Genomic DNA, 19,148 nt, shown 5'->3' on the forward strand with positions numbered 1-19,148 from the left:
GCGAAGCTCACGCCTCGCCGCGGGCCCGGTCCCGCAGCACGAACTTCTGGATCTTGCCCGTGGAGGTCTTGGGTAGCGGGCCGAAGACCACGCGCTTCGGCACCTTGAAGCCGGCCAGGTGGTCGCGGCACCACTGGACGATGCGCGCCTCGTCCGTATCGCCCTCGTCGCCGGGCTTCAAGGTGACGAACGCGCACGGCGTCTCGCCCCACCTCTCGTCCGGCCGCGCCACCACCGCCGCCTCCATCACCGCCGGGTGACGGTAGAGCACCTCCTCCACCTCCAGCGAGGAGATGTTCTCGCCACCCGAGATGATCACGTCCTTCGACCGATCCTTGATCTCGACGTAGCCGTCCGGGTGCCAGACCGCCAGGTCGCCGGTGTGGAACCACCCGTCGCGGAGCGCCTCGTCGGTGGCCGCCGGGTTCTTGAGATACCCCTTCATCACCGTGTTGCTCCGCAGCACGATCTCGCCCAGCGCCCGGCCGTCGCGGGGCACCGGCGCGCCGGTCTTCGGGTCCATGACCGCGAGCTGCTCGAGCGTGGGATAGCCCACGCCCTGCCGCGCCATCTTCGCGGCGCGGTCGGGCAGCGGCAGGTGCTCCCAGCCCTCCTGCCAGGCACAGAGCGTGGCCGGACCATAGCTCTCGGTGAGCCCGTAGAGGTGCGTGACCCGGAAGCCCATCGCCTCCATGGCCGCGATGACCGGCGTCGGCGGCGCCGCGCCGCCGGTGGCGAACTCCACCACGTGATCGAAAGCCGTCCTGGTCTCGGCGGGCGCGTGGATGAGCATCGTCATCACCACCGGCGCCCCGCACATGTGCGTGACCCGGTGCCGCGCGATCGCCGGGAAGACGAGCGCCGGGTCCACGCGGCGCAGGCACACGTGGGTGCCGCCGACGGCGGTGGTGGCCCACGTGTAGGTCCAGCCGCTGCAGTGGAACATCGGCAGCGTCCAGAGGTACACGGAGCGCGGCGTGAGCCCGAAGGCCAGCGCGTTGCCGAGCGCGTTCAGGTAGGCGCCCCGGTGATGGTAGACCACGCCCTTGGGATTGCCGGTCGTGCCCGACGTATAGAGGAGGCAGATCGCCTCCCACTCGTCGGCCGGCCGCACCGGCTCGAAGTCGGGATCCCCCTCGGCCAGCAGGCCCTCGTAGTCCGTCTCGCCGAGCCGCCGCCCCTCGCCCTCGTAGAGCGGGTCGTCGATGTCGATCACGACCGGCCGGCGCCGGCTCTGCCCGAGCGCGGCCTCGAGGGTCAAGGCAAACTCGCGGTCCGTGATCAGCACCTTCGCCTCGCTGTGCTCGAGGAGGAAGGCAATCGTGCGCGCGTCCAGCCGGTAGTTCAGCGCGTTCAGCACCGCGCCGGCCATGGGCACACCCAGGTGCGCCTCCAGCATGGCGGGCACGTTGGGGGCCATGATCGCCACGGTGTCGCCGGAGCCGATGCCGCGGCGGGCGAGCGCCGAGGCCAGCCGGCGGCAGCGTGCGGCGAACTCGGCATACGTGAAGATGCGCTCGCCGTGGATGACCGCGGGCTTGTCGGGGTAGACCGCGGCCGAGCGGGCGAGGAAGGAGATCGGGGTCAGCGGGACGTAGTTGGCGGGGCGGCGAGGGAGGCCGGCGGCGTAGGGGGAGGCGCGCCGGGCCGACGCCTTGGCCTTCGCCGGCATCTGGCGCCTGGCCGTCGTGTTGCGCTTCGCCGGTCTTCTCGCGCTCACGTGTCCTGGCCGAAGCCGACGAAGAGCCCGGGAGGCGGGGTCAGATCCCGAGCAGGCTCTTCAGCACCGGCTTGTTGAAGCCGCGCACCACCTGATCCCCGACCACGATCACCGGGATGCTCATCCCCCCGCTCAGCTTGATGAGCTCGTCCCGCGCACCGTCGTCCGCCAGCACGTTGATGTCCTCGAACGCGATCCCCTGAGACGAAAGAAACTCTTTCGCCGCCTTGCAGGGGCCTCAGGTGGGGCTGCTGAAGACTCGAACCTTCAACGCAGGGTCAGCCATGATGCCTCCTGTCGATAGGGTTGCGCCAAGAATACACGGCGCGCGCCGCGGATCGCTACCAGATCTTCGAGCTCGCGATCGACCGGCCTCTAACGGTCGCGGCGTCTTTCCCGCGCAAGGCGCGCGAGCAGGGGCACCTCGGCGATCTTCTCGTCGGTCAGCGCGCTCCACACGATGCCCTTCGGTCGGCGGTGGCGCCGGGGACACCGGATCGTTTCGTCCGGGGTCACGATCAGGTCGAGCGGGATGTCGTGTGCGAGCATCGGGATCGGCTCGCTGACGATCTGAAGCGGATGGACCGTGGTGGCGACGGTGGTCCATCGGCCGACCAGGCCGAGCTCCGTCAGCAGCGCAAACTCCAGATCCGAGAAGCCGCCGCCCTTGCCCGCGCGCGCGCCGTCCCGACGGACCGCGACCGATCCCGCGACGATCAGCTCGATCCTCGGCATGTCCTTCGGCAGCGTGGCCTTGCCAAGCTTGCCCGCGCCGCGGATGCTGGCCGCCGCGCGCTCGCGGCCCGCGAGCCGCCGCGGGTCGAGCTCGAGGAACCAGCGCTCCTCGCGAAGGCGCGGCACGGCCATGAACACGCGCTTGCCCTGCTCGAGGGCCAGCGCCCGCACGGGCAGCTGCGGCGCGTCGGGATTGCACTTGATCACGCGCGCGGCCTGCCACGCCGACGATTGCGCGAGCCGCCGAGCCGCCGCCTCCGCACCGACGAAGTTCGGGATGCGCCCGACCGCGCCGGGGAAGCGCGCGACCCGCCGCTCGGTGAGGAGCGACCAGACGCGCTCCCGCGTTGCCTGCTTGCTTGCAGCGGCGTGTCCGGCGCGCGTCGTCTCCACGGCTTGACCGTACCACCGCCCGCGAGGCGGTGTGCGACGAGCGCCCGAGTGAGCCCGCCCGTCAGAACACGGTGAGGTCGGCCTCGACGCCAGCCAGCACCGCGCCGGCGGTCGTGAAGACGTCGCGCTTCACCAGGAAGTGCTGGGTTATCGCGTGGACGTCACGGAAGCGGCGCTGGAGGGGGCTGCCAGCGTAGATCGCACTGCCGCCGCCCGCGTGGTAGGCCATGTCCACGACGGAAGCCGCGGTCGTGGCGGCCAAGGTGGTCGCCGCTCGCATGCGGGCGCGGTGCTCGGGTGTGAACTCGGCGCCGGCCACCGCCGTCCCCCACGCGGCGGCGGCGTCGGCGTACAGCAGGCCGCGGGCCGCGCGCAGCTGCGCGTCGGCCGCACCGAGCTGGTTCTGGAACAGCGGGTTGGTGGCGAGCGCGGTGTGAGCGAGCAAGGGCACCTTGCTCCGCGAGAGCGCGAGTATGTCCTCCAGCGCCCCCTCGGCGATGCCGATCGCAACGCTGGCGACCCCGAAGGCGAAGACCGGCGGCATGGGCATCCGCAGCAGCGGCTCGTCCAGGCACGGCGGATCCGAGAAGGGCAGGCACGTCCGATCGGCCGCGACGAACACGTCGTGCGCGACGAAATGATGGCTCCCGGTGCCGCACAGCCCGGAGACCGACCAGGTGTCCTCGATCTCGGTCTGATCGGGTGAGAACAGCACGGTGCGCAGCCGGGGAGCAACCTCGTGGTCCTCCATGCAGTTGCCGAACAGCCACTGGCAATCCTCGCAGCCGCTGGCGAACGCCCACCGACCGGTCACGCGGTATCCGCCGTCCACCGGCACGGCCGTCCCCGAAGGAGCGAACACACCACCCAGGATGACGTCGGGCCCGTTGGCGTACAGGGCGTCGAACGTCGCGCGGGGAATGCTGCCCACGTTGATCCAGCCGCCCGCCAGGTTCACGGTTGTCCAGGCCACCGACGCATCCGCGCGGCTCAGCTCCTCGATCACACTCATCGCGCTCGGCAGGTCGAAGCCGCCGCCCCCGTGGCTACGCGGCACCAGCATGCGGAAGCAGCCCGCCGCGGTCAGGTCGCGGATCAGGTCACGCGGCAGCCGCCGCGCCTTTTCGATCTCGGCGGCGCGGGCGGTGATCTTCGGCGCTAGGGCGCGGACGGCATCGAGGACCGACGCGTGTCGGGTCACCTTCGGATCGGTGGCAGTCGCCATGGTGTGTCTCCTTTCAGGTTGGATCCCAGGAGACACCGTAGGCGCGGGCACTCACGCGCGCATCGACCGTTCGGGCCAAATTTCACGGTCGAGGAGCGTGGTACGTTCGTACCACGAGAGGCGTCAGACCAGGTCGCGCTGGAACGCGAAGGCGGTGGCCGCCGCCCGCGACGACACCCCGATCTTGTTGAAGATGTTCTGCAGGTGGCGCCGGACCGTGTGGTCGCTGAGGACCAGCGCCTTCGCGATCTCCCGGTTGCTCCTGCCCTCTGCGACCAGGCGAAGCACCTCGACCTCACGGGCGGTGAGCCCGCCCGGTGGCGGCGCGGTGGCCGCGCGGGACAGCGCCTCCACCCGGGCCACGTCCGGCGCGGCCCCGAGCTGCCGGAAGACCCAGCGCGCGGTGTCGAGCTCCATCTGCGCGGTGTCGTCGTCGCCGAGCGCCCGGCAGGCCAGCGCGATGAGCACGCGGACCCGCGCGGCCTCGTAGGGTGCCTCGATCCCCTGCCAGGCCGCCCAGGCCTTCCGCAATGCGGTGAGCGCGGCGCGGCCGTCGCCCTCGGCGAGGAAGGTGGCGCCCGTGGCGTGCGCGGCCATCGCGCGCAGCAGCGGCGCATCGAGCGCCTCCGCAATGCGGTTCAGCTCGTCGGCGCCGGCGCGCGCCGCCGCCACGTCGTTCGCGGCCAGCATGATCTCGACGTGCGCAGCCAGCAGCCTGGAGCGCGCGGCCTGATCACCGGCCTCGTCCATCAGCCGGCGGATGGCCGCCGCGGCGGCCTCGGTCTTGCCCTGCGCCAGCCGCAGCAAGGCGAGACCGGGCTGCGAGTCGCGGCCCGCCTGGCTCGCCTCGCGATAGACCTCCTCGGCCCGCGCGAGCTCGCCGCGCAGCCGGTGCAGCTCGGCCTGAAGATAGAGCGCCCCGCCGACCCAGGATCGGCCCACGGTCTCGCCGGGCCGGTCGCACGCGTTCCTGGCCTCGCGCATGGCGTCCGCCCAGGCCCCCTCCAGCTGCATGATCTCCGCGCGGTGCACCCGGCACTGGCCGCGATAGGGCACCAGGTCCGGCTGCGACGCACACCACTGGCCGAGCGCCTTCGTCCACTCCTTCGCCCGGCGCAGGTCGAAGATCTCCTGGCATTCCCCGATCACCGCGCAGTAGATGATGCCGACGCCGACCGGCGACAGCTCACCGGTGGTCACCGCCACCATGACCTCGTCGAACAGGGCCACCCCTTCCGCCGTCCGCCCCGCCCGGATGAGCGCCTCGCCGACCCCCACGCGGCCGAACGCCATCAGCTGCGCATCACCGAAGCGCTCGCCGAGCCGCGCCGCCTGATCGAACGTGGCATGCAGCGTCGCGTTGTCCCCCTCCCACATGCGCCGCAGCGCCTGGAGCACGAGCAGGTAGCCGCGCTCCACGCAGTCGTGCCCGCCATCGTCCAGCAGCCGCTGGCCGCGGGCGAGCCAGCCGCCGCTCTTCGCCGACTCGCCCTGGAGCAGCGACGTGAAGCCGAGCCAGAACGCGCACCGCGCCGCCCCCGGCGCCGCCCCCTGGCCGAGGAACGCGTGATGCGCCCGCGTCCAGGCCTCCGCGCTCTCAGCGTCGCGGCCGACCAGGTGCGCGGCGATCGCGAGCCGCTCGAGGTCTTCGGGCGCGAGCGCCGATTCGCGATCAGCGTCGCTGAGCTGCGAGTAGGCATCGCCCCACGCCTGCCGCTCGAACACCGCACGCGCTTGATCGAGCGAGCTGTCCGCGGTCACGGCGCGCGCCACAGGATGTCGTTACGGGTATCGCGGACGTTGAGGGTGACCATCCGCCACGCGGGCACCCAGTCGCTGATGCCGTAGCGGTGGGACACGATCCGGCTGCCGGGCTTGAGCTGGCTCGTGAGCTTCGAACGCAGTCGCGCATCCAGCTCCGGCGAGAGGAAGAGCGTGACCACCGTGGCGAGCTGGATATCGGTGTCGAAGAGGTCCTGGACGCGGAACGTCAGGCAGTCGGCCACGCCATCGCAGGTGGCGTTGGCGAGGGTGGACATAGCGTTCGCGATCTCAAAGCCAATCCAACGAAGATGACGTCGAGCTTGGCGGGAATGGGGGCCTCGCCGCCGCCGGGGGGCACCCCGGCGGTGCAGCCGACCAGCGATAGTTCGCCGGCTCATGCCATGAGTGTACGCGGCCGAGAAAGGGAACACAGCCGGCAACGAGGGAAGGGCTCAGGAGGCGTGCGCGCCCAGTGGGAGCATTTTAGTGTCTTCCCGATCCCCCTTGAGTCGCGTGGCCGCCGAGAGGACCTGTCCATCAGCCCGCTCCACGGTTAGGTACCCCACAGAGCGGAAGGTCCCCGTACAGGGTCCACAGAATCTCGACCTCGGGCGTGGCTTCAAAGTCAGTGGGCGGCGCCGGGTACTGTCGCTGCGTCAACGTAAGCACGGCTGGCATTCCGGTCAACGTCGAACGTCCAGACCCTGGCCCGTGTCCTGGTCTCTCGATGCTTGTCGGTCACCGTGGGCCGCGGTTGCTCAGTCGATGCCGCAGCAGATCGTCCCCTTGGACTCCGCAACAAACAAGTACAGGTCAGATGGCCGGAAGGCTAGCCCCACTTGTGCACCTTCCGGAAACTCCTCTGTGGCCGTCGCTACCACCTTCACCCGCGTGCCGTCGGTCACCTCCACGAGCATTTCATCCTCCAGGCCCAGCGGCTCACGCAAAAATACGCGGCCAGCAGGTCGATCGGGCCCCGCCGGAATCAATCGCAACGCCTGCGGTCGGATGCCAACGTCCACCCGCTTCAATCCTTGCAAGGCCGAGTGGTGGCGCGGCGCCACCGGAGTCTGCCTGCCCAGCAGCTCGATCGCCAGCCCGCTCGCCGTCTCCACCACCGTAGCCGGAATGATGTTCATCGCCGGCGTCCCGATAAACGTCGCCACCGTCACATCCGCCGGACGCGCGAACAATTCCCGCGGCGGCGCTACCTGCAGCGCCCGCCCCTGGTCCATCACCGCCACCCGCGTGGACATGGTCATCGCCTCGACCTGGTCGTGGGTGACGTAGATGATGGTGGACGAGATCTGCCGGTGCAGGCGCAGGATCTCGGTGCGCATTTCTACTCGAAGCCTTGCGTCCAGAGCTGAAAGAGGTTCGTCCATCAGCAGCACCTTGGGCTCCCGGATCAGCGCGCGGCCGATGGCCACGCGCTGCTGCTGGCCGCCGGAGAGCTGGCCGGGCTTCTGCGTGAGCTTGTCGGTGAGGCCGAGGGTCGCCGCCACCTTCTCCACCTTCGCCTCCACCTGAGCCTTTGGCAGGCCGGCGATGCGCAGGGGGTAGCCGATGTTCTGGCGCACGGTCATGTAGGGGAAGAGCGCGATGTCCTGGAAGACCATGGCGATGTCGCGCTGCTGCGGGGGCAGCGCGGTCACGTCGGTGTCGCCGAACCAGATGCGGCCGGCGGTGGGCGTCTCGAGGCCGGCGATCATCCGCAGCGTGGTCGTCTTGCCGCAGCCGGAGGGGCCGACGAAGGTGAAGAACCCGCGCTCGCCGATCTCGAGCGACAGGTCGCGCACCGCCAGGACGGCGCGGGTGCCGCGCCCGAACGTCTTCTGCACGCCCTCCAGCCGGACCTTGAAGGCCATCGCGGGAGTCCCTACCCCGCCGTCCGCAGGCCGCTCAGCAGGTAGCGCTGAAGGAAGAACACCAGCAGGAACGTGGGCACCGAGACCAGCACCGCGGCGGCCATCACCATGCCCCAGTGCACGCCGGTCTGCTCCACGAAGGTGGCCAGACCGACGGGCAGCGTGAACATCTTGCGATCGGTCTGGAGGATGAACGCGAAGGTGAAGTCGTTCCAGGAGAGCGCGAACGAGAAGATGGCCACCGAGAGGATGCCGGGCCGCGCCGACGGCAGGCACACCTGGCGCAGGGCGGCGAGTCGGCCGGCGCCGGAGGTCCACGCGGCCTCCTCCAGCGAGACGGGCACGATCTGGAAGTACTGCCACATGAGCCAGATGTTGAGCGGCAGGCTGATGGCCATGTGGGCCAGGATCAGGCCCAGGTAGCTGTTCCGCATCTGGAGCGCGGAGAACAGGATGTACAGCGGGATCACCATAAGGATGGGCGGGAACATGTAGGAGAAGAGGGTCCCGAACGCGAAACCCTTCTTGCCCGGGAAGGCGAAACGGGTGAGGCCGTAGCCGGCCAGCGTGGCCGCGATCACGTTCAGCACGATGGCGCCGGCGGCCGCGATGAGGCTGTTGCGCAGGTAGGTCAGGAACTCGGTGGCGAAGAGCAGCTCGCGATAGTTCGCCAGCGAGAGATCCAGGCGGAAGAGCTTGTAGGGCGGCTTGAACAGCACCTCGCGCGGCGTGAAGGACGACAGCAGCATCCAGTAGAACGGAAAGGCCACGACCACCAGCACCGCGAGCAGCAGGGCCAGCGGGGCGCAGCGTCTCACCGGCCCACCTCGATCTCGCGCGTGGGGTCGAAGAGCTTGAAGTAGAGGAATGCGCCCGCCAGCAGCACCACGAACATCACGGCGCACGCCGCCGCGGCCAGGCCGAAGTCGAACTCCTCGAAGGCCAGCCGGTAGGCGTAGAGCGGCAGGGTCTCGGTGGCCTTGAGCGGGCCACCGTGGGTCACCAGCCAGATCGAGTCGAACTTGTTGAACATCCAGATGCCGCGCAGCAGCGCGATCACGATCAGCGTGGTGCGCAGCGCAGGCAGCGTCACGTCGAGGAATGCGCGCCACGGCCCGGCGCCGGAGACGGCGGCCGCCTCGTAGAGCTTCGGGTTGATGGACTGAAGCCGCGCCAGGATCAGCAGCGTGGCGAAGGAGCCGTACTGCCAGCCGGCCATGCCGATCACCGCCCACATCGCCGTGCCGAGGCCGCCGAAGAAGTTCACCGGGTGGGAGACGGCGCCGGTCTGCATCAGCAGCTGGTTGATCACGCCGTACTCCTGCGAGAGCAGCCACTGGAAGACCAGTGCCACCACGATGGACGGCACCAGGTACGGCAGCACGAAGAGGCTCCGCACCACCGTGCTGCCGGCGAAGGCGCGGTTCAGGAGGAGGGCGGAGCCGAGGCCGATCACGAGCTGGAGGCCGACCGAGCCCGCCGTGAATACCACCGAGCGGCCGAAGGCGTGCCACAACTCGGGCTCATTGAAGATGTAGCGGTAGTTGTCGAGCCCGACCCACGTCATCGCCGGGTTGAACGCGGTCTTCTTGAAGAAGGACAGCGCGACCGCGTAGCCGATGGGCAGGTACGCGATGACCAGGAGGAAGACGAGGGCCGGGGCGGTGGTGCCGAGGATCCACGCGCGCCGCTCGGAGGTGGCGCTCATCGCGGGCGACTCTACCACGTCCCGCGGAAATCAGCGGCCCGCGTTGAGGTAGACTATGCCCTCGTTCGAGGTCGCTCCCCAACCGCGGAGGTCACGATGCCCAGGATCGAAACGTCGGCAAGGGCCTCACGCCCGCCGCGCCGGGCTCGGTCCACGGACTGCTCCTCATCGTCGACGACGTCCAGGCCGCACGGGCCGAGCTCGTCGTCCACGGTGCCAACCCGAGCGAGATCTTTCATTTCGACGGCACGCTGCGGGTCACCGGGACGCAGGGGCGACTGCCGGGCCCGGACCCGGAGCGCCGCTCCTACAGCTCGTGGATTTCCTTCAGCGATCCCGACGGCAACGGCTGGATGGTCCAGGAGGTCACCACCCGGCTTCCCGGACGCGGGCTGAGCAGCTTCGATGTCGCGACGCTGACCGATCTCCTGCGCGAAACGGAGCATGGCCACGGCCAGTACGAGTCGACCGCCCCGAAGCACCTCTGGTCGGATTGGTACGCCGCCTACATCGTCGCGCGCCAGCAGGGCCGCACCGCCGAGGACGCGGCCGCCGCGCCCAGTGCGATCTGGGGCACCCGAGCCGGCCGGCGCGCGGCAACCAGGCGCGCGGCATTACGTGCCGTATCGGCGAGCGGAGCGTTGCCCGCGACCACCGTCAGCGCCAGGACGTCGAGCTCGGGGGATCCCCAGGCGAGCAGCAACGCCAGCGCGTCATCGATGCCGGGATCGGTATCGATGACCGTCGGCGTCGGTCCGTCGGTCACCCTAGCCCACTCGCTTCATCTTCTTGCGGACCTGGGCGGCGGCCTCGTCCACGATCTGGTCCGACTTCATGCCCTTGATGTTGCGCATCGCGAGCATCCAGCCGGCCAGGTTCTCGTTGTGGTAGAGGCCGATGTACGGGTTCAGCTCACGACCATCCCAGTAGTAGAGCGGCACGCCCTTGGTCCACACCGAGTCGAGGAACTTCAGCACGTCCATGCGCTTCTGGATCACCGGGTTGTCCTGGTACTTGGCCGAGTGCAGCATGTCGCGGCTGGCCGGGATGATGTGCAGCGGCACCGCGTGGTACCAGCTGATGACGTCAGGGTGCTTCATGAAGAACGTGACGTACTTCTTGGCCCCCTCCACGTTCGACTTGTCCAGGACGTGGAAGCCCTGGATCGAGAGGTAGTAGGCCTCGGTGAGCTTCTTCGGCAGCTCGAACGGCATGGTGGCGTCGGCGATCTTGGGGTTGTTGGCGATCGTCTGGTCGAGCAGCCGCGAGCCCACGTAGTAGGACGACGCCGCCTTCTCGCTGAAGTAGGTCGACATCAGCTCGCCCCAGTTGTAGGTGCTGGCCTCGGGCGAGAACTTGTGCAGCTCGTTGAGGAAGTCGAGCGTCTCGATCGCGCGCTTCTTCTGGTCCCCCTGGTCCAGCACCACCTCGTAGTCCTTCTTGCCCGCGTTCCACTTGAACCAGTGCACGTCGTTCTTCATGAACATCGTCTCGAGCAGGAGCGTGCTGGCGCCCGTCTCGGCTGAGGGCACGATGCAGCCGTACATGCCGGGCGGCTCGTTGAGCGCCTTGGCCGCCTTGAGGTAGTCGTCCCAGGACTTCGGCGCCGGGACCTTCTTGGCGTCGAAGAGGTCCTTGCGGTACCAGCCGTAGGTGAACTGCTGGCTGGTCGGGATGGAGCGGTCCGCGCCCTTGTAGATCATCCGCAGATTTTCTGCGGTGCCCCCGGTGGCCTTCAGCACGTCGCCCACGTCGGCCAGCTGGCCCTCGATGGCCAGGTTCATCGCCTGCCCGGCGCCGTACCAGACGATCTCGGGCGGGGTGCCGGCCGCGATCAGTGTCGCCACGCGCTTGGCGATGTTGGCGAAGCCGGGATACTCCATCACCACCTCGATCCCGGTCTCCTTCTTGAAGTCCGCGTTGATCCTGTCATAGACCGCGATCGCCTTCGGGTTCGACTCCTCGGAGACGAACACCACCTTGTTCTTGTCCGCGCCACGCGCGGTACGCACGAGCACCTGCGGGGCCACCGCGGCCGCGCCCGCGACGGCGGCGCCCTTCACGAAGCTCCGGCGATCGATGAACATTGCTCTCATCCTCCTGGTGTGGGGGTGGCCAGAGCGCGCGCCTTGAGCGCCGCGCGGTCGATCTTGTTCGTGCCGGCCAGCGGCAGCTCGGCAACGAGGAATACCCGCCGGGGATGCTGATACGCCGGACCGTGGGCGAGCGCCCACTCCTTGACGGCCTGCTCGGTGAGCCCGGCGCTCGGCCGCGCGACCACGAAGGCCACCGGCACCTGGCCCTTCAGCGCATGATCGACCGGCAGCACCGCGGCCTGCAGCACGTCGGGATGCCGCTCGAGCGTGGACTCGACGTCGCCCGGGTAGACGTTCTCGCCGCCGCACACGAACATGTCGTCGGTGCGGCCGACGAAGTAATAGAAGCCGTCGGCGTCGCGCCGGCAGACGTCGCCGGTGTCGAACCAGCCGTCCTCGAGGCGCCGCGCGGTCTCCTCGGGCAGGTTGTGGTACGCCGCCATCACGCCCGGGTTGCGCGTGAGCAGCACGCCCTCGTCGGGCCCCGGGTCCAGGCGGATCTCGCAGCCCTCCAGCGGGTAGCCGATGGACGTGGCCGGGCGCGGCTTGCCCTCCGGGTGATTCGCGAACATGACCGGGCCCGCCTCGGTCACGCCGTAGCCGTTGGTGGCCGTCGCGTTGGGGAACGTGCGCTGCAGCGACTCGAAGAGCGCGGGCGACGCGGGCGCCGAGCCCACCCCGATCGAGCGCACACTGCCCTTGTCCACCTGGGCGAGCGCGGGATCGCCGAGGATCAGGTGGAACATCGTCGGCACGCCGGAGAGGCGCGTGACGCGATAGCGGCCGATCGACTCCACGTAGAGCCGCTGGTCGAAGCGGGCCAGCAGCACGATGCCGGCGCCGGCCGCCATGCAGACCTTCGTCCACACCAGCGCGTTCTTGTGGTAGAGCGGCGCCGCCACCAGCACGCGGTCCTCCGGCGTCATGCGCCGGGCGCGCACGAGCGCGTCGATCTGCCAGGCCTGGCCGGCGTGGGTCAGCAGCACGCCCTTGGGCCTTCCCGTCGAGCCCGAGGTGTAGGGCTGGAGGCAGATGTCGCCCTCTGCGGGCTCGACCGCGGTGAACGGGCCGGGTTTCAGGAACTGCGGGAAGTCGGCGTCGAAGTCGACCGTCTCGATGTTGGACGGGGCGACCTTCCTATGGGCAGAGTCCACGAAGATCAACCTCAGGTCGGCGTCGCGGGCGATGAACGCGAGGGCCTCGGCGGGGAGCTTGATGTTGAGCGGGACGGGGACCGCGCCGGCGCGCATCGTGCCGTAGAGGGCGGCCATGTACTCCGTGCGGTTCAGCGCGAGGATGCCGACGCGGTCGCCTCGGCGGAGACCTTTGGCGCTCAGGCCGGCGGCGATGGCGTTACAGTGGGCGTCAAGCTGGGCGTAGGTCACCTCGCTGGGTTGGGTGGGCTTGGAGAGGTCGACGACTGCTAGCCCCTCACCCCGCCCTCTCCCCAGCGGGGAGAGGGTTGAGAACGAGCCGACGTTCACTCGGGCGCTCACGGCTTGACGAGGATCTTGCCGAAGACCTCGCGGTCTTCCATCACGCGCATCGCTTCGCGGGATTCGGCGAGGGGGTAGACCGCGTGGATGATCGGCTTGATGGAGCCGCGCTCCACCTCGGCCAGCAGCGCTTCGAGATCCTGGCGCATCCAGCCGTTGGCGCCGACGATGTTGACCTCGCGGCGCCAGATGTAGCGGATGTCGGTCTTCGGGTCGAAGCCGGCGGTGGCCCCGCAGGTGAGCAAGCGCCCGTTCCGGGCCAAAGTGCGCAGGCTCGGCACCCACGTGTCGCCGCCGGTATAGTTCACCAGCACGTCGACGCCCTTCTTGCCGGAGATCTCCCAGGCGCGCCTGGAGAAGTCTTCCCTGGTGTAGTCGATGACGTGGTCCGCGCCCAGCTCCTGCAAACGCTTCAGCTTGGCGGCCGAGGAGGCGCAGGCGATCACGCGCGCTTTGAGGTTCTTGGCGATCTGCACGCAGCCGGTGCCGACGCCGCCGCTCGCCCCCAGGATCAGCACCAGCTCTCCGGGCTGCAGCTTCCCGCGCGTGATCATCATGCGGTACGCCGTGCCGTAGGCGATGGGCAGCGAGGCGGCCTGCTCGAACGTCACCGCGTCGGGCATGGCGATCAGGTTGTCGGCGTCCACCGCGATGCGCTCGCAGAGACCGCCGTTGGCGTGCTCGCCCAGCGCGCCACCGTGCTTGATGTGTGGATCCACCAGGACGCGCTTGCCGATCCAGTCGCGCGCCACCCCGGCGCCGACCGAATGCACGACGCCCGAGATATCGCCGCCCGGGATGCGCGGCATCTCCACCGGCAGGCCCGGCATCCCGCGCAGCACGAAGATGTCGAGGTAGTTGAGCCCGCAGGCCTTCACCTCGACCACCGCCTGGCCCGGCGCCGCCGTGGGCTCCGCCCAGTCGGTGCGCAGGCGGATCTGCTCGAGCCCGCCGTGGGCGTCGATCGCGATAGCTCTCAAACTTGTCCTTATCTGGGGGGGAGCGGCGTCGCTCCTCCCCCAGGCCCCCCCATCGCATTCTTCGTCCGGTCTGCGGCGGGTTTCGCGTCGTGGGCGGACTTCCGTAGCTCGAAGCGGAAGTCGCAGTGCGAGGCGCCCTCCATCACGGTCTGCGTGCGCGTCAGCTTCACGTCGGGGTTGAAGCCCTCCACCAGCGCGAAGTCGCGGTTGCAAGAGAGCAGGGCACCGACCTCGGGGATGCCGAGGGCCCGGTACATCTCCGCATAGCGGCACCGCGTGACGTTGAAGGAGAGCTTCTGATCGTTCTGCTCCAGCACGTCCATGCGGTAGGCGTCGCCCTTCTTCCAGTCCTCCAGCGCGGTGGCGAAGTGGCCCAGGCTGTCGCCGCCCATTCGCTCGGCCAGCCCCCGGCCCTGCTCGCGCGCCACGTCCACGATGATCCGCCGCGCGACCTCGAAGACCCGCTCGCGGCCGAACTCGTCGCCCAGCGCGGAGAGCACCGGCATCAGGATGCGCGCCTCGATCTCGCGGCGCTTGAGCACGCCGATGTCGTTCAACGTATCCGGGGGCATGCGATCGCTCATGACGTCGCCTCCTTCGGCCGCGGCGAGGCGTAGCACGCCCGCCCTACCGCCACCAGGGTACCGCTCGAGTCTCGGATCTCCACGTCGGCCACGCTCACCGTCTTCCCCACCCGCACCGTCTTTCCCACCGCGGTCAGGTCGCCCTGCCGCGCCGGCCGCAGGTAGTCCACCCGCATGTCGATGGTCGGCACGCCGGGCGCGGTCTCGCTCATCACCGCGTAGTCGCCCGCAATGTCGGCCAGCGCGCTCACCACCCCGCCGTGCAGCCAGTCCGACCCGTCCACGCGGCGGAACTCCTCGCGGAACGGCAGTCGGATCTCCACGCGGCCCTTCTCGGTCTTCACGATCTCGAGCCCGAGAAAGCGCATGAACGGCGAGTGGCTGAAACCCGCCGCGCCCTGCTCCATCCGGTTCACGTGCCCACCTCCCTCGCCCGCGCCTTCAGCGCGCCGCGGTCGATCTTGCCGGTTCCGCCCAGCGGCAGCGCGTCGAGGAACACCACCCGCCGCGGGTGCGCGTAGGGCGCCCCGCGCTCCAGGAAGAACTTCCGCACGTCGGCCTCGCTGATCGTGCCCGCCTCGCGGGCCACCACGAAGGCGATCGGTACCTCGCCCTTGACGTCGTGGGGCGCCGGCACCACGCACGCGTCACGCAGGTTCGGGTGCTGGAGCAGGATGTCCTCCACCTCCTTCGGATAGACGTTCTCGCCGGCCACGTTGATCATGTCGTCGCGCCGGCCGACGAAGTAGTAGTAGCCGTCGGCGTCCCGGCGCAGCAGGTCGCCGGTGTGGAGCCACCCGCCGCGGAACTTCTTCGCGGTGGCCTCGGGCAGCTTCCAGTAGCCGGCGGCCAGCCCCGGGTTGCGGGTCACCAGCTCGCCCACCTCGTCCACACCCACCTCGTCGCCCGTCTCGTCCACCAGCTTCACGTCGCAGCCGGGAAACGCCAGGCCGCAGGAGCCGCGCTTCTTGAGCCCCCAGCGCGTGTTCACGATCGGCACCGGCCCGCCCTCGGTGAGCCCGTAGCTCTCGCCGATGGGCGCGCCGAACACGCGCCGGAACTCCTCCAGCAGCTCGTCCGGCACCTCGGCGGAGCCGCACACCGCGTAGCGCACGCTCGAGACGTCGTGCTTCGCCAGCGCGTCCGCCTCCGCGAGGATCATCTTGTACATCGCGGGCACGCCGGTGAGATACGTGACCTGGTACCGGGCGATGGCGCGGATGACCTCCAGCGCGTCGAACCCGGGCAGGATCACCAGCGAGCCGCCCGCGAGCAGGAACGGCTTCACCGCGCCGGCCATCGCGTTCTTGTGGTAGAGCGGCACCGCGATCAGCGCGCGCTCGGTGTCGTCCGCCATCAGCGCCTTCCGCATGATGTCGGTGTTCCAGATCTGCCCGCCGTGGGTCAGGAGCACGCCCTTGGGCTTGCCGGTCGAGCCCGAGGTGTAGGGCTGCATGCAGATCTCGTCGAACGCGGTGGCGCGCCGGGCCCGCGTGGGCGACGCGGCGACCACCACGCTCTCGTAGGCCAGCGCGCCCTCGCCGGCGGGCGCATCGACGACCACGTGCTCGATGGCGGGGATCTGCGCGGCCAGCGCGCGGCCGCGCGCGGCCAGGGCCGCGCTCGCCACCAGCACCCGCGCCTCGGAGTCCTCGGTGACGTAGCGGAGCGCCTCGTCGCCCATGCGGATGTTGAGCGGCACCGCCACCGCGCCCAGCCGCATCGCGCCGAACAGCGTCTCGAGGAAGCGCACGTCGTTGTTGAAGCACAGGGCGACCCGGTCGCCCGCGCCCACCCCGAGCGCGGCCAGCGCGTTGGCCAACCGGTTGCAGCGGGCGTCCAGCTCGGCGTAGGTCAGCACGGTGTCGCCCTGGAACACCGCCGGCTTCGACGGAGTGAGGGCCAGCGCGGTGTCGAACAGATAGCCGAGGTTGTCGGGCAGCACGCGAGTCCGGGTGATAGTGCCGCGACCCGGCGGCTCCGTCAAGGCGACGGCGGGATCAGAACATGCCGGCGGGACGGGCCGCGTGCCGCTGCCGCCATGTGGCGGGAGGCACCCCGGCCGCCTTCTTGAAGGCACGGCTGAACGCAGCCTCGGAGTCGTAGCCGACCTCCAGAGCGACCGCGGAGACCTTGCTGGTGCTCTCGGCCAGCAGACGCGCGGCGATTTGCATCCGCCAGCGCGTCAGGTACTGCATCGGCGGATCGTGCACGAATAGAGTGAATCGCTCGGCCAGCACGGAGCGGGAGGCGCCCGACTCCCGGGCCAGCTCCTCGAGGGTCCAGGGATGCGCCGGGCGCTCGTGCAGCAGCGCGAGGGCGCGGCCCACCATCGGGTCGCGCAGGCCGGCGAGCCAGCCCCGCTGCTCCGGGGGCAGCGCGGCCAGATGGCGCCGCACCACCTCGATGAACATCAGCTCGCCCAGGCGGAGGCGCACGCACTCGCCGCCCGCGCGCCGATCTCGCGACTCGGCGATCGTGAACTCGACGAGCCGGTCCAGCGGGTCGTCGGCCGCGGATCCCGTCCGGCGCACGCAGAGCAGGCGGGGCAGCGTCGCCAGGAGCGGATTGAAGGGACGCACGTCGCAGCCGAGGAATCCGCACACCAGCTGCAGGCGTTCCGCGCCGCCCCCATCCTCGGTGACGGTGAACGGGAGCCGGCCGGCCGCCATCGCGCCGAGGAAGCCCAGCACCTCGGCCTGCTCCGGTCCGCCCCGGAGGTCACTCGAGAGCGACATCACATAGGGATCGCCGTGGGGGAGCACGAGCACGTCGCCGGGTGCCAAGGCCATCGGGGACTCACCCGGCACTCCGCCCCAGCAGCGGCCGTCCGTCACGACGTGATACGAGATGACGTGCTGGGCGCGCGGGACCACGCTCCGCGCGATCGTCGCGCCGTCGGGAACTCCGATGACCCACGGCGACCTGGCCTCGACGCGGAAGAACACCGCCGCGCTCAGGCGCACTGCCCGCAGCACATCCGACAGCGCATCGACGCCCGTCGATCCCTCTGCACCGGACTCCGGAGCAGGAAGCGCGGACGCTCGGGCAGGCTCCGGCCGATCGGCGGACGACGAGGCAAGGGATCCGGACCGGCGATCATTCCTCGCGGTCACGCCAGCATCATACACTCCGCCCACCGTCGACCGATCATCGACCGAAAGGGAGAACACCATGGACAATCCCGCCGAGACCTACGAGCGCTACATGGTGCCGGTGCTCTTCGCGCCTTCCGCGGAGCGCATGGTCGAGCTCGCTCGGCCCCGGCCGGGCCAGCGCGTCCTCGACGTCGGATGTGGCACGGGCATCGTGGCCCGCCGGGCCGCCGCCTGCGTCGGGGACAACGGTCACATCACCGGTCTCGACGCGAGCCCGGGCATGCTGGCGGTCGCTCGCGCGGCCGCCGGCCGGGAACAGCGCTCGATCGAGTGGCGGGAAGGCCGGGCCGAAGCGCTGCCGTTTTCCGATGGAGAGTTCGACCTCGTGCTGTGCCAGTACGCGCTCATGTTCTTCACCGATCCATCCGCCGCGCTGGCCGAGATGCGCCGGGTGCTCGCCGATGGCGGCCGCGCGGTGCTGAGCGTCTGGCAGGGGCTGGACCGCCACCCGTTCTACCAGCTCCTGGACCGCGCCATCGAGCGCCGGCTCGGCACGTCGGGCGTGCGCGACATCTTCGCGCTGGGCGACGCCGCCGGGCTGCGCGATCGGCTGCTGAAGGCCGGCTTCCGGCGCGTCGAGATCGAGGCGTACGAGCTCCTGGCCCGCTTCCCGGATCCCGACGGCTTCCTGGCCGGCGAGATCGACGTGGACACCGCGGCGATCCCGGCCATGCAGCACCTGGACGCCAGCGCCCGTGCGGACCTGACCGGAAAGATCCGGGCCGAGATGGCGGAGCCCCTGCGCTCGGTCACGATCGGCGGGCACGTCCAGCTGCCATTCCAGGCGCACCTGGCGCGGGCCGAGCGTTAGGGTCGCGAGCGCCGGGGCGGCCGTCTACGCTGCGGGCCACACCTCACTCAACGGAGGAGCGCCATGGCCCATGGCACACCGACATCACCGACCACTGCCGCCAGGCGTCCATGAGCGAGATGGCCCGGCACGGGTACAGGGCCGGGCGACGTCGAGCGCTTCTCGGTGCCCGGCAGTCTCGCGCTGTCCGCGGTGCTGACTCCCCACCATTTCCACGAGCACGCGGTGCACGAGGAGTTCTTCAAGCAGCACATGCGCACCAAGGGCACCGAGCTGGCCGAGGCCTGCGTGGCCATCATCGGCCAGCTCGCTGCGGTGGCCTGAGCGGGAGTCGCGCGAGCCGTGCTAGCCTCCCAACGGACCTCATATCCGACAGGAGGCGGCCCGACATGGACTACCGAGACTACCAGCACCTGCTCTTCGAGCGCCGGCCCAACGGGGTCGTGCTGATCACGATCAACCGGCCGGAGGTGCTGAACGCCACCAACGACCGGCTGCACTGGGAGCTGACCCAGGTCTGGCTGACCCTCGACGCCGACGACAGCGCGCGCGTCGCGGTGGTCACCGGGGCGGGCCGGGCCTTCTCGGCGGGCGGCGATCTCGACATGGT

The 19,148-nt window shown here is 70.0% G+C and carries 19 protein-coding genes and 1 pseudogene; 3 read left to right on the plus strand and 17 right to left on the minus strand.

Annotated features, from left to right (window positions below; translation table 11 throughout):
* Positions 1 to 7: 7 nt before the first annotated feature.
* The 17 genes and pseudogenes from VKN16_19790 to VKN16_19870 form a co-directional block, all read right to left on the minus strand.
* A complete protein-coding gene (locus tag VKN16_19790; GenBank protein HME96448.1) occupies positions 8 to 1,672 on the minus strand; it encodes an acyl-CoA synthetase in 1,665 nt (554 codons plus the stop codon).
* A gap of 88 nt (positions 1,673 to 1,760) precedes the next feature.
* Positions 1,761 to 1,943, minus strand: a pseudogene (locus tag VKN16_19795) (glutaredoxin family protein).
* 152 nt (positions 1,944 to 2,095) lie between these two features.
* Positions 2,096 to 2,848: a 5-formyltetrahydrofolate cyclo-ligase gene (locus VKN16_19800; GenBank protein ID HME96449.1), complete on the minus strand. Its 753-nt coding sequence runs from the start codon at positions 2,846 to 2,848 to the stop codon at positions 2,096 to 2,098.
* 61 nt (positions 2,849 to 2,909) lie between these two features.
* A complete protein-coding gene (locus tag VKN16_19805; GenBank protein HME96450.1) occupies positions 2,910 to 4,073 on the minus strand; it encodes an acyl-CoA dehydrogenase family protein in 1,164 nt (387 codons plus the stop codon).
* Positions 4,074 to 4,196: 123 nt separating this feature from the next.
* Entirely contained in the window at positions 4,197 to 5,834 is a 1,638-nt protein-coding gene (locus tag VKN16_19810) for a LuxR C-terminal-related transcriptional regulator (GenBank protein HME96451.1), read from the minus strand.
* Complete coding sequence (locus tag VKN16_19815) at positions 5,831 to 6,112, minus strand: hypothetical protein (protein HME96452.1); 282 nt, start codon at positions 6,110 to 6,112, stop codon at positions 5,831 to 5,833. The genes VKN16_19810 and VKN16_19815 overlap by 4 nt, the downstream gene beginning before the upstream one ends.
* 483 nt (positions 6,113 to 6,595) lie before the next feature.
* The gene (locus VKN16_19820) at positions 6,596 to 7,705 is read right to left on the minus strand and encodes an ABC transporter ATP-binding protein (protein HME96453.1); all 1,110 of its coding nucleotides are present in this window, start codon (positions 7,703 to 7,705) and stop codon (positions 6,596 to 6,598) included.
* A gap of 11 nt (positions 7,706 to 7,716) precedes the next feature.
* Entirely contained in the window at positions 7,717 to 8,523 is an 807-nt protein-coding gene (locus tag VKN16_19825; GenBank protein ID HME96454.1) for a carbohydrate ABC transporter permease, read from the minus strand.
* Entirely contained in the window at positions 8,520 to 9,413 is an 894-nt protein-coding gene (locus tag VKN16_19830) for a sugar ABC transporter permease (protein HME96455.1), read from the minus strand. The genes VKN16_19825 and VKN16_19830 overlap by 4 nt, the downstream gene beginning before the upstream one ends.
* Positions 9,414 to 9,918: 505 nt before the next feature.
* Entirely contained in the window at positions 9,919 to 10,179 is a 261-nt protein-coding gene (locus tag VKN16_19835) for a nucleoside hydrolase (GenBank protein ID HME96456.1), read from the minus strand.
* A 1-nt stretch (position 10,180) separates the two neighbouring features.
* Positions 10,181 to 11,500 carry an extracellular solute-binding protein gene (locus VKN16_19840; GenBank protein HME96457.1) on the minus strand — a complete coding sequence of 440 codons (1,320 nt, stop codon included), beginning with the start codon at positions 11,498 to 11,500 and terminating at the stop codon, positions 10,181 to 10,183.
* Between the two features lie 5 nt (positions 11,501 to 11,505).
* On the minus strand, positions 11,506 to 13,005 hold the full coding sequence (locus tag VKN16_19845; protein ID HME96458.1) for a class I adenylate-forming enzyme family protein: 1,500 nt from the start codon (positions 13,003 to 13,005) through the stop codon (positions 11,506 to 11,508).
* Positions 13,002 to 13,985 carry a zinc-binding dehydrogenase gene (locus tag VKN16_19850; GenBank protein ID HME96459.1) on the minus strand — a complete coding sequence of 328 codons (984 nt, stop codon included), beginning with the start codon at positions 13,983 to 13,985 and terminating at the stop codon, positions 13,002 to 13,004. The genes VKN16_19845 and VKN16_19850 overlap by 4 nt, the downstream gene beginning before the upstream one ends.
* Before the next feature lie 8 nt (positions 13,986 to 13,993).
* A complete protein-coding gene (locus VKN16_19855) occupies positions 13,994 to 14,569 on the minus strand; it encodes an L-2-amino-thiazoline-4-carboxylic acid hydrolase (GenBank protein HME96460.1) in 576 nt (191 codons plus the stop codon).
* Positions 14,566 to 14,976 (minus strand): PaaI family thioesterase, encoded by a 411-nt coding sequence (locus tag VKN16_19860; protein HME96461.1) that lies wholly within the window; start codon positions 14,974 to 14,976, stop codon positions 14,566 to 14,568. Before VKN16_19860 ends, VKN16_19855 begins: the two co-directional genes overlap by 4 nt.
* Positions 14,977 to 14,981: 5 nt before the next feature.
* Positions 14,982 to 16,514 carry a class I adenylate-forming enzyme family protein gene (locus tag VKN16_19865; GenBank protein HME96462.1) on the minus strand — a complete coding sequence of 511 codons (1,533 nt, stop codon included), beginning with the start codon at positions 16,512 to 16,514 and terminating at the stop codon, positions 14,982 to 14,984.
* 55 nt (positions 16,515 to 16,569) lie between these two features.
* Positions 16,570 to 17,556, minus strand: coding sequence for an AraC family transcriptional regulator (locus VKN16_19870; protein HME96463.1), 987 nt, complete (start codon positions 17,554 to 17,556; stop codon positions 16,570 to 16,572).
* Positions 17,557 to 17,743: 187 nt separating this feature from the next.
* Between VKN16_19870 and VKN16_19875 the strand changes: the two genes are divergently transcribed.
* The 3 genes from VKN16_19875 to VKN16_19885 all read left to right on the plus strand — a co-directional run.
* A complete protein-coding gene (locus VKN16_19875) occupies positions 17,744 to 18,538 on the plus strand; it encodes a methyltransferase domain-containing protein (protein ID HME96464.1) in 795 nt (264 codons plus the stop codon).
* 165 nt (positions 18,539 to 18,703) lie between these two features.
* Positions 18,704 to 18,862, plus strand: a complete 159-nt coding sequence (locus VKN16_19880) for a hypothetical protein (protein ID HME96465.1) — start codon at positions 18,704 to 18,706, stop codon at positions 18,860 to 18,862.
* A 65-nt stretch (positions 18,863 to 18,927) separates the two neighbouring features.
* On the plus strand, positions 18,928 to 19,148 hold a 221-nt coding region (locus VKN16_19885; protein ID HME96466.1), incomplete at its 3' end, for an enoyl-CoA hydratase-related protein.

The sequence above is a fragment of the Candidatus Methylomirabilota bacterium genome (assembly GCA_035315345.1).
Taxonomy (GTDB): Bacteria; Methylomirabilota; Methylomirabilia; order Rokubacteriales; family CSP1-6; genus CAMLFJ01.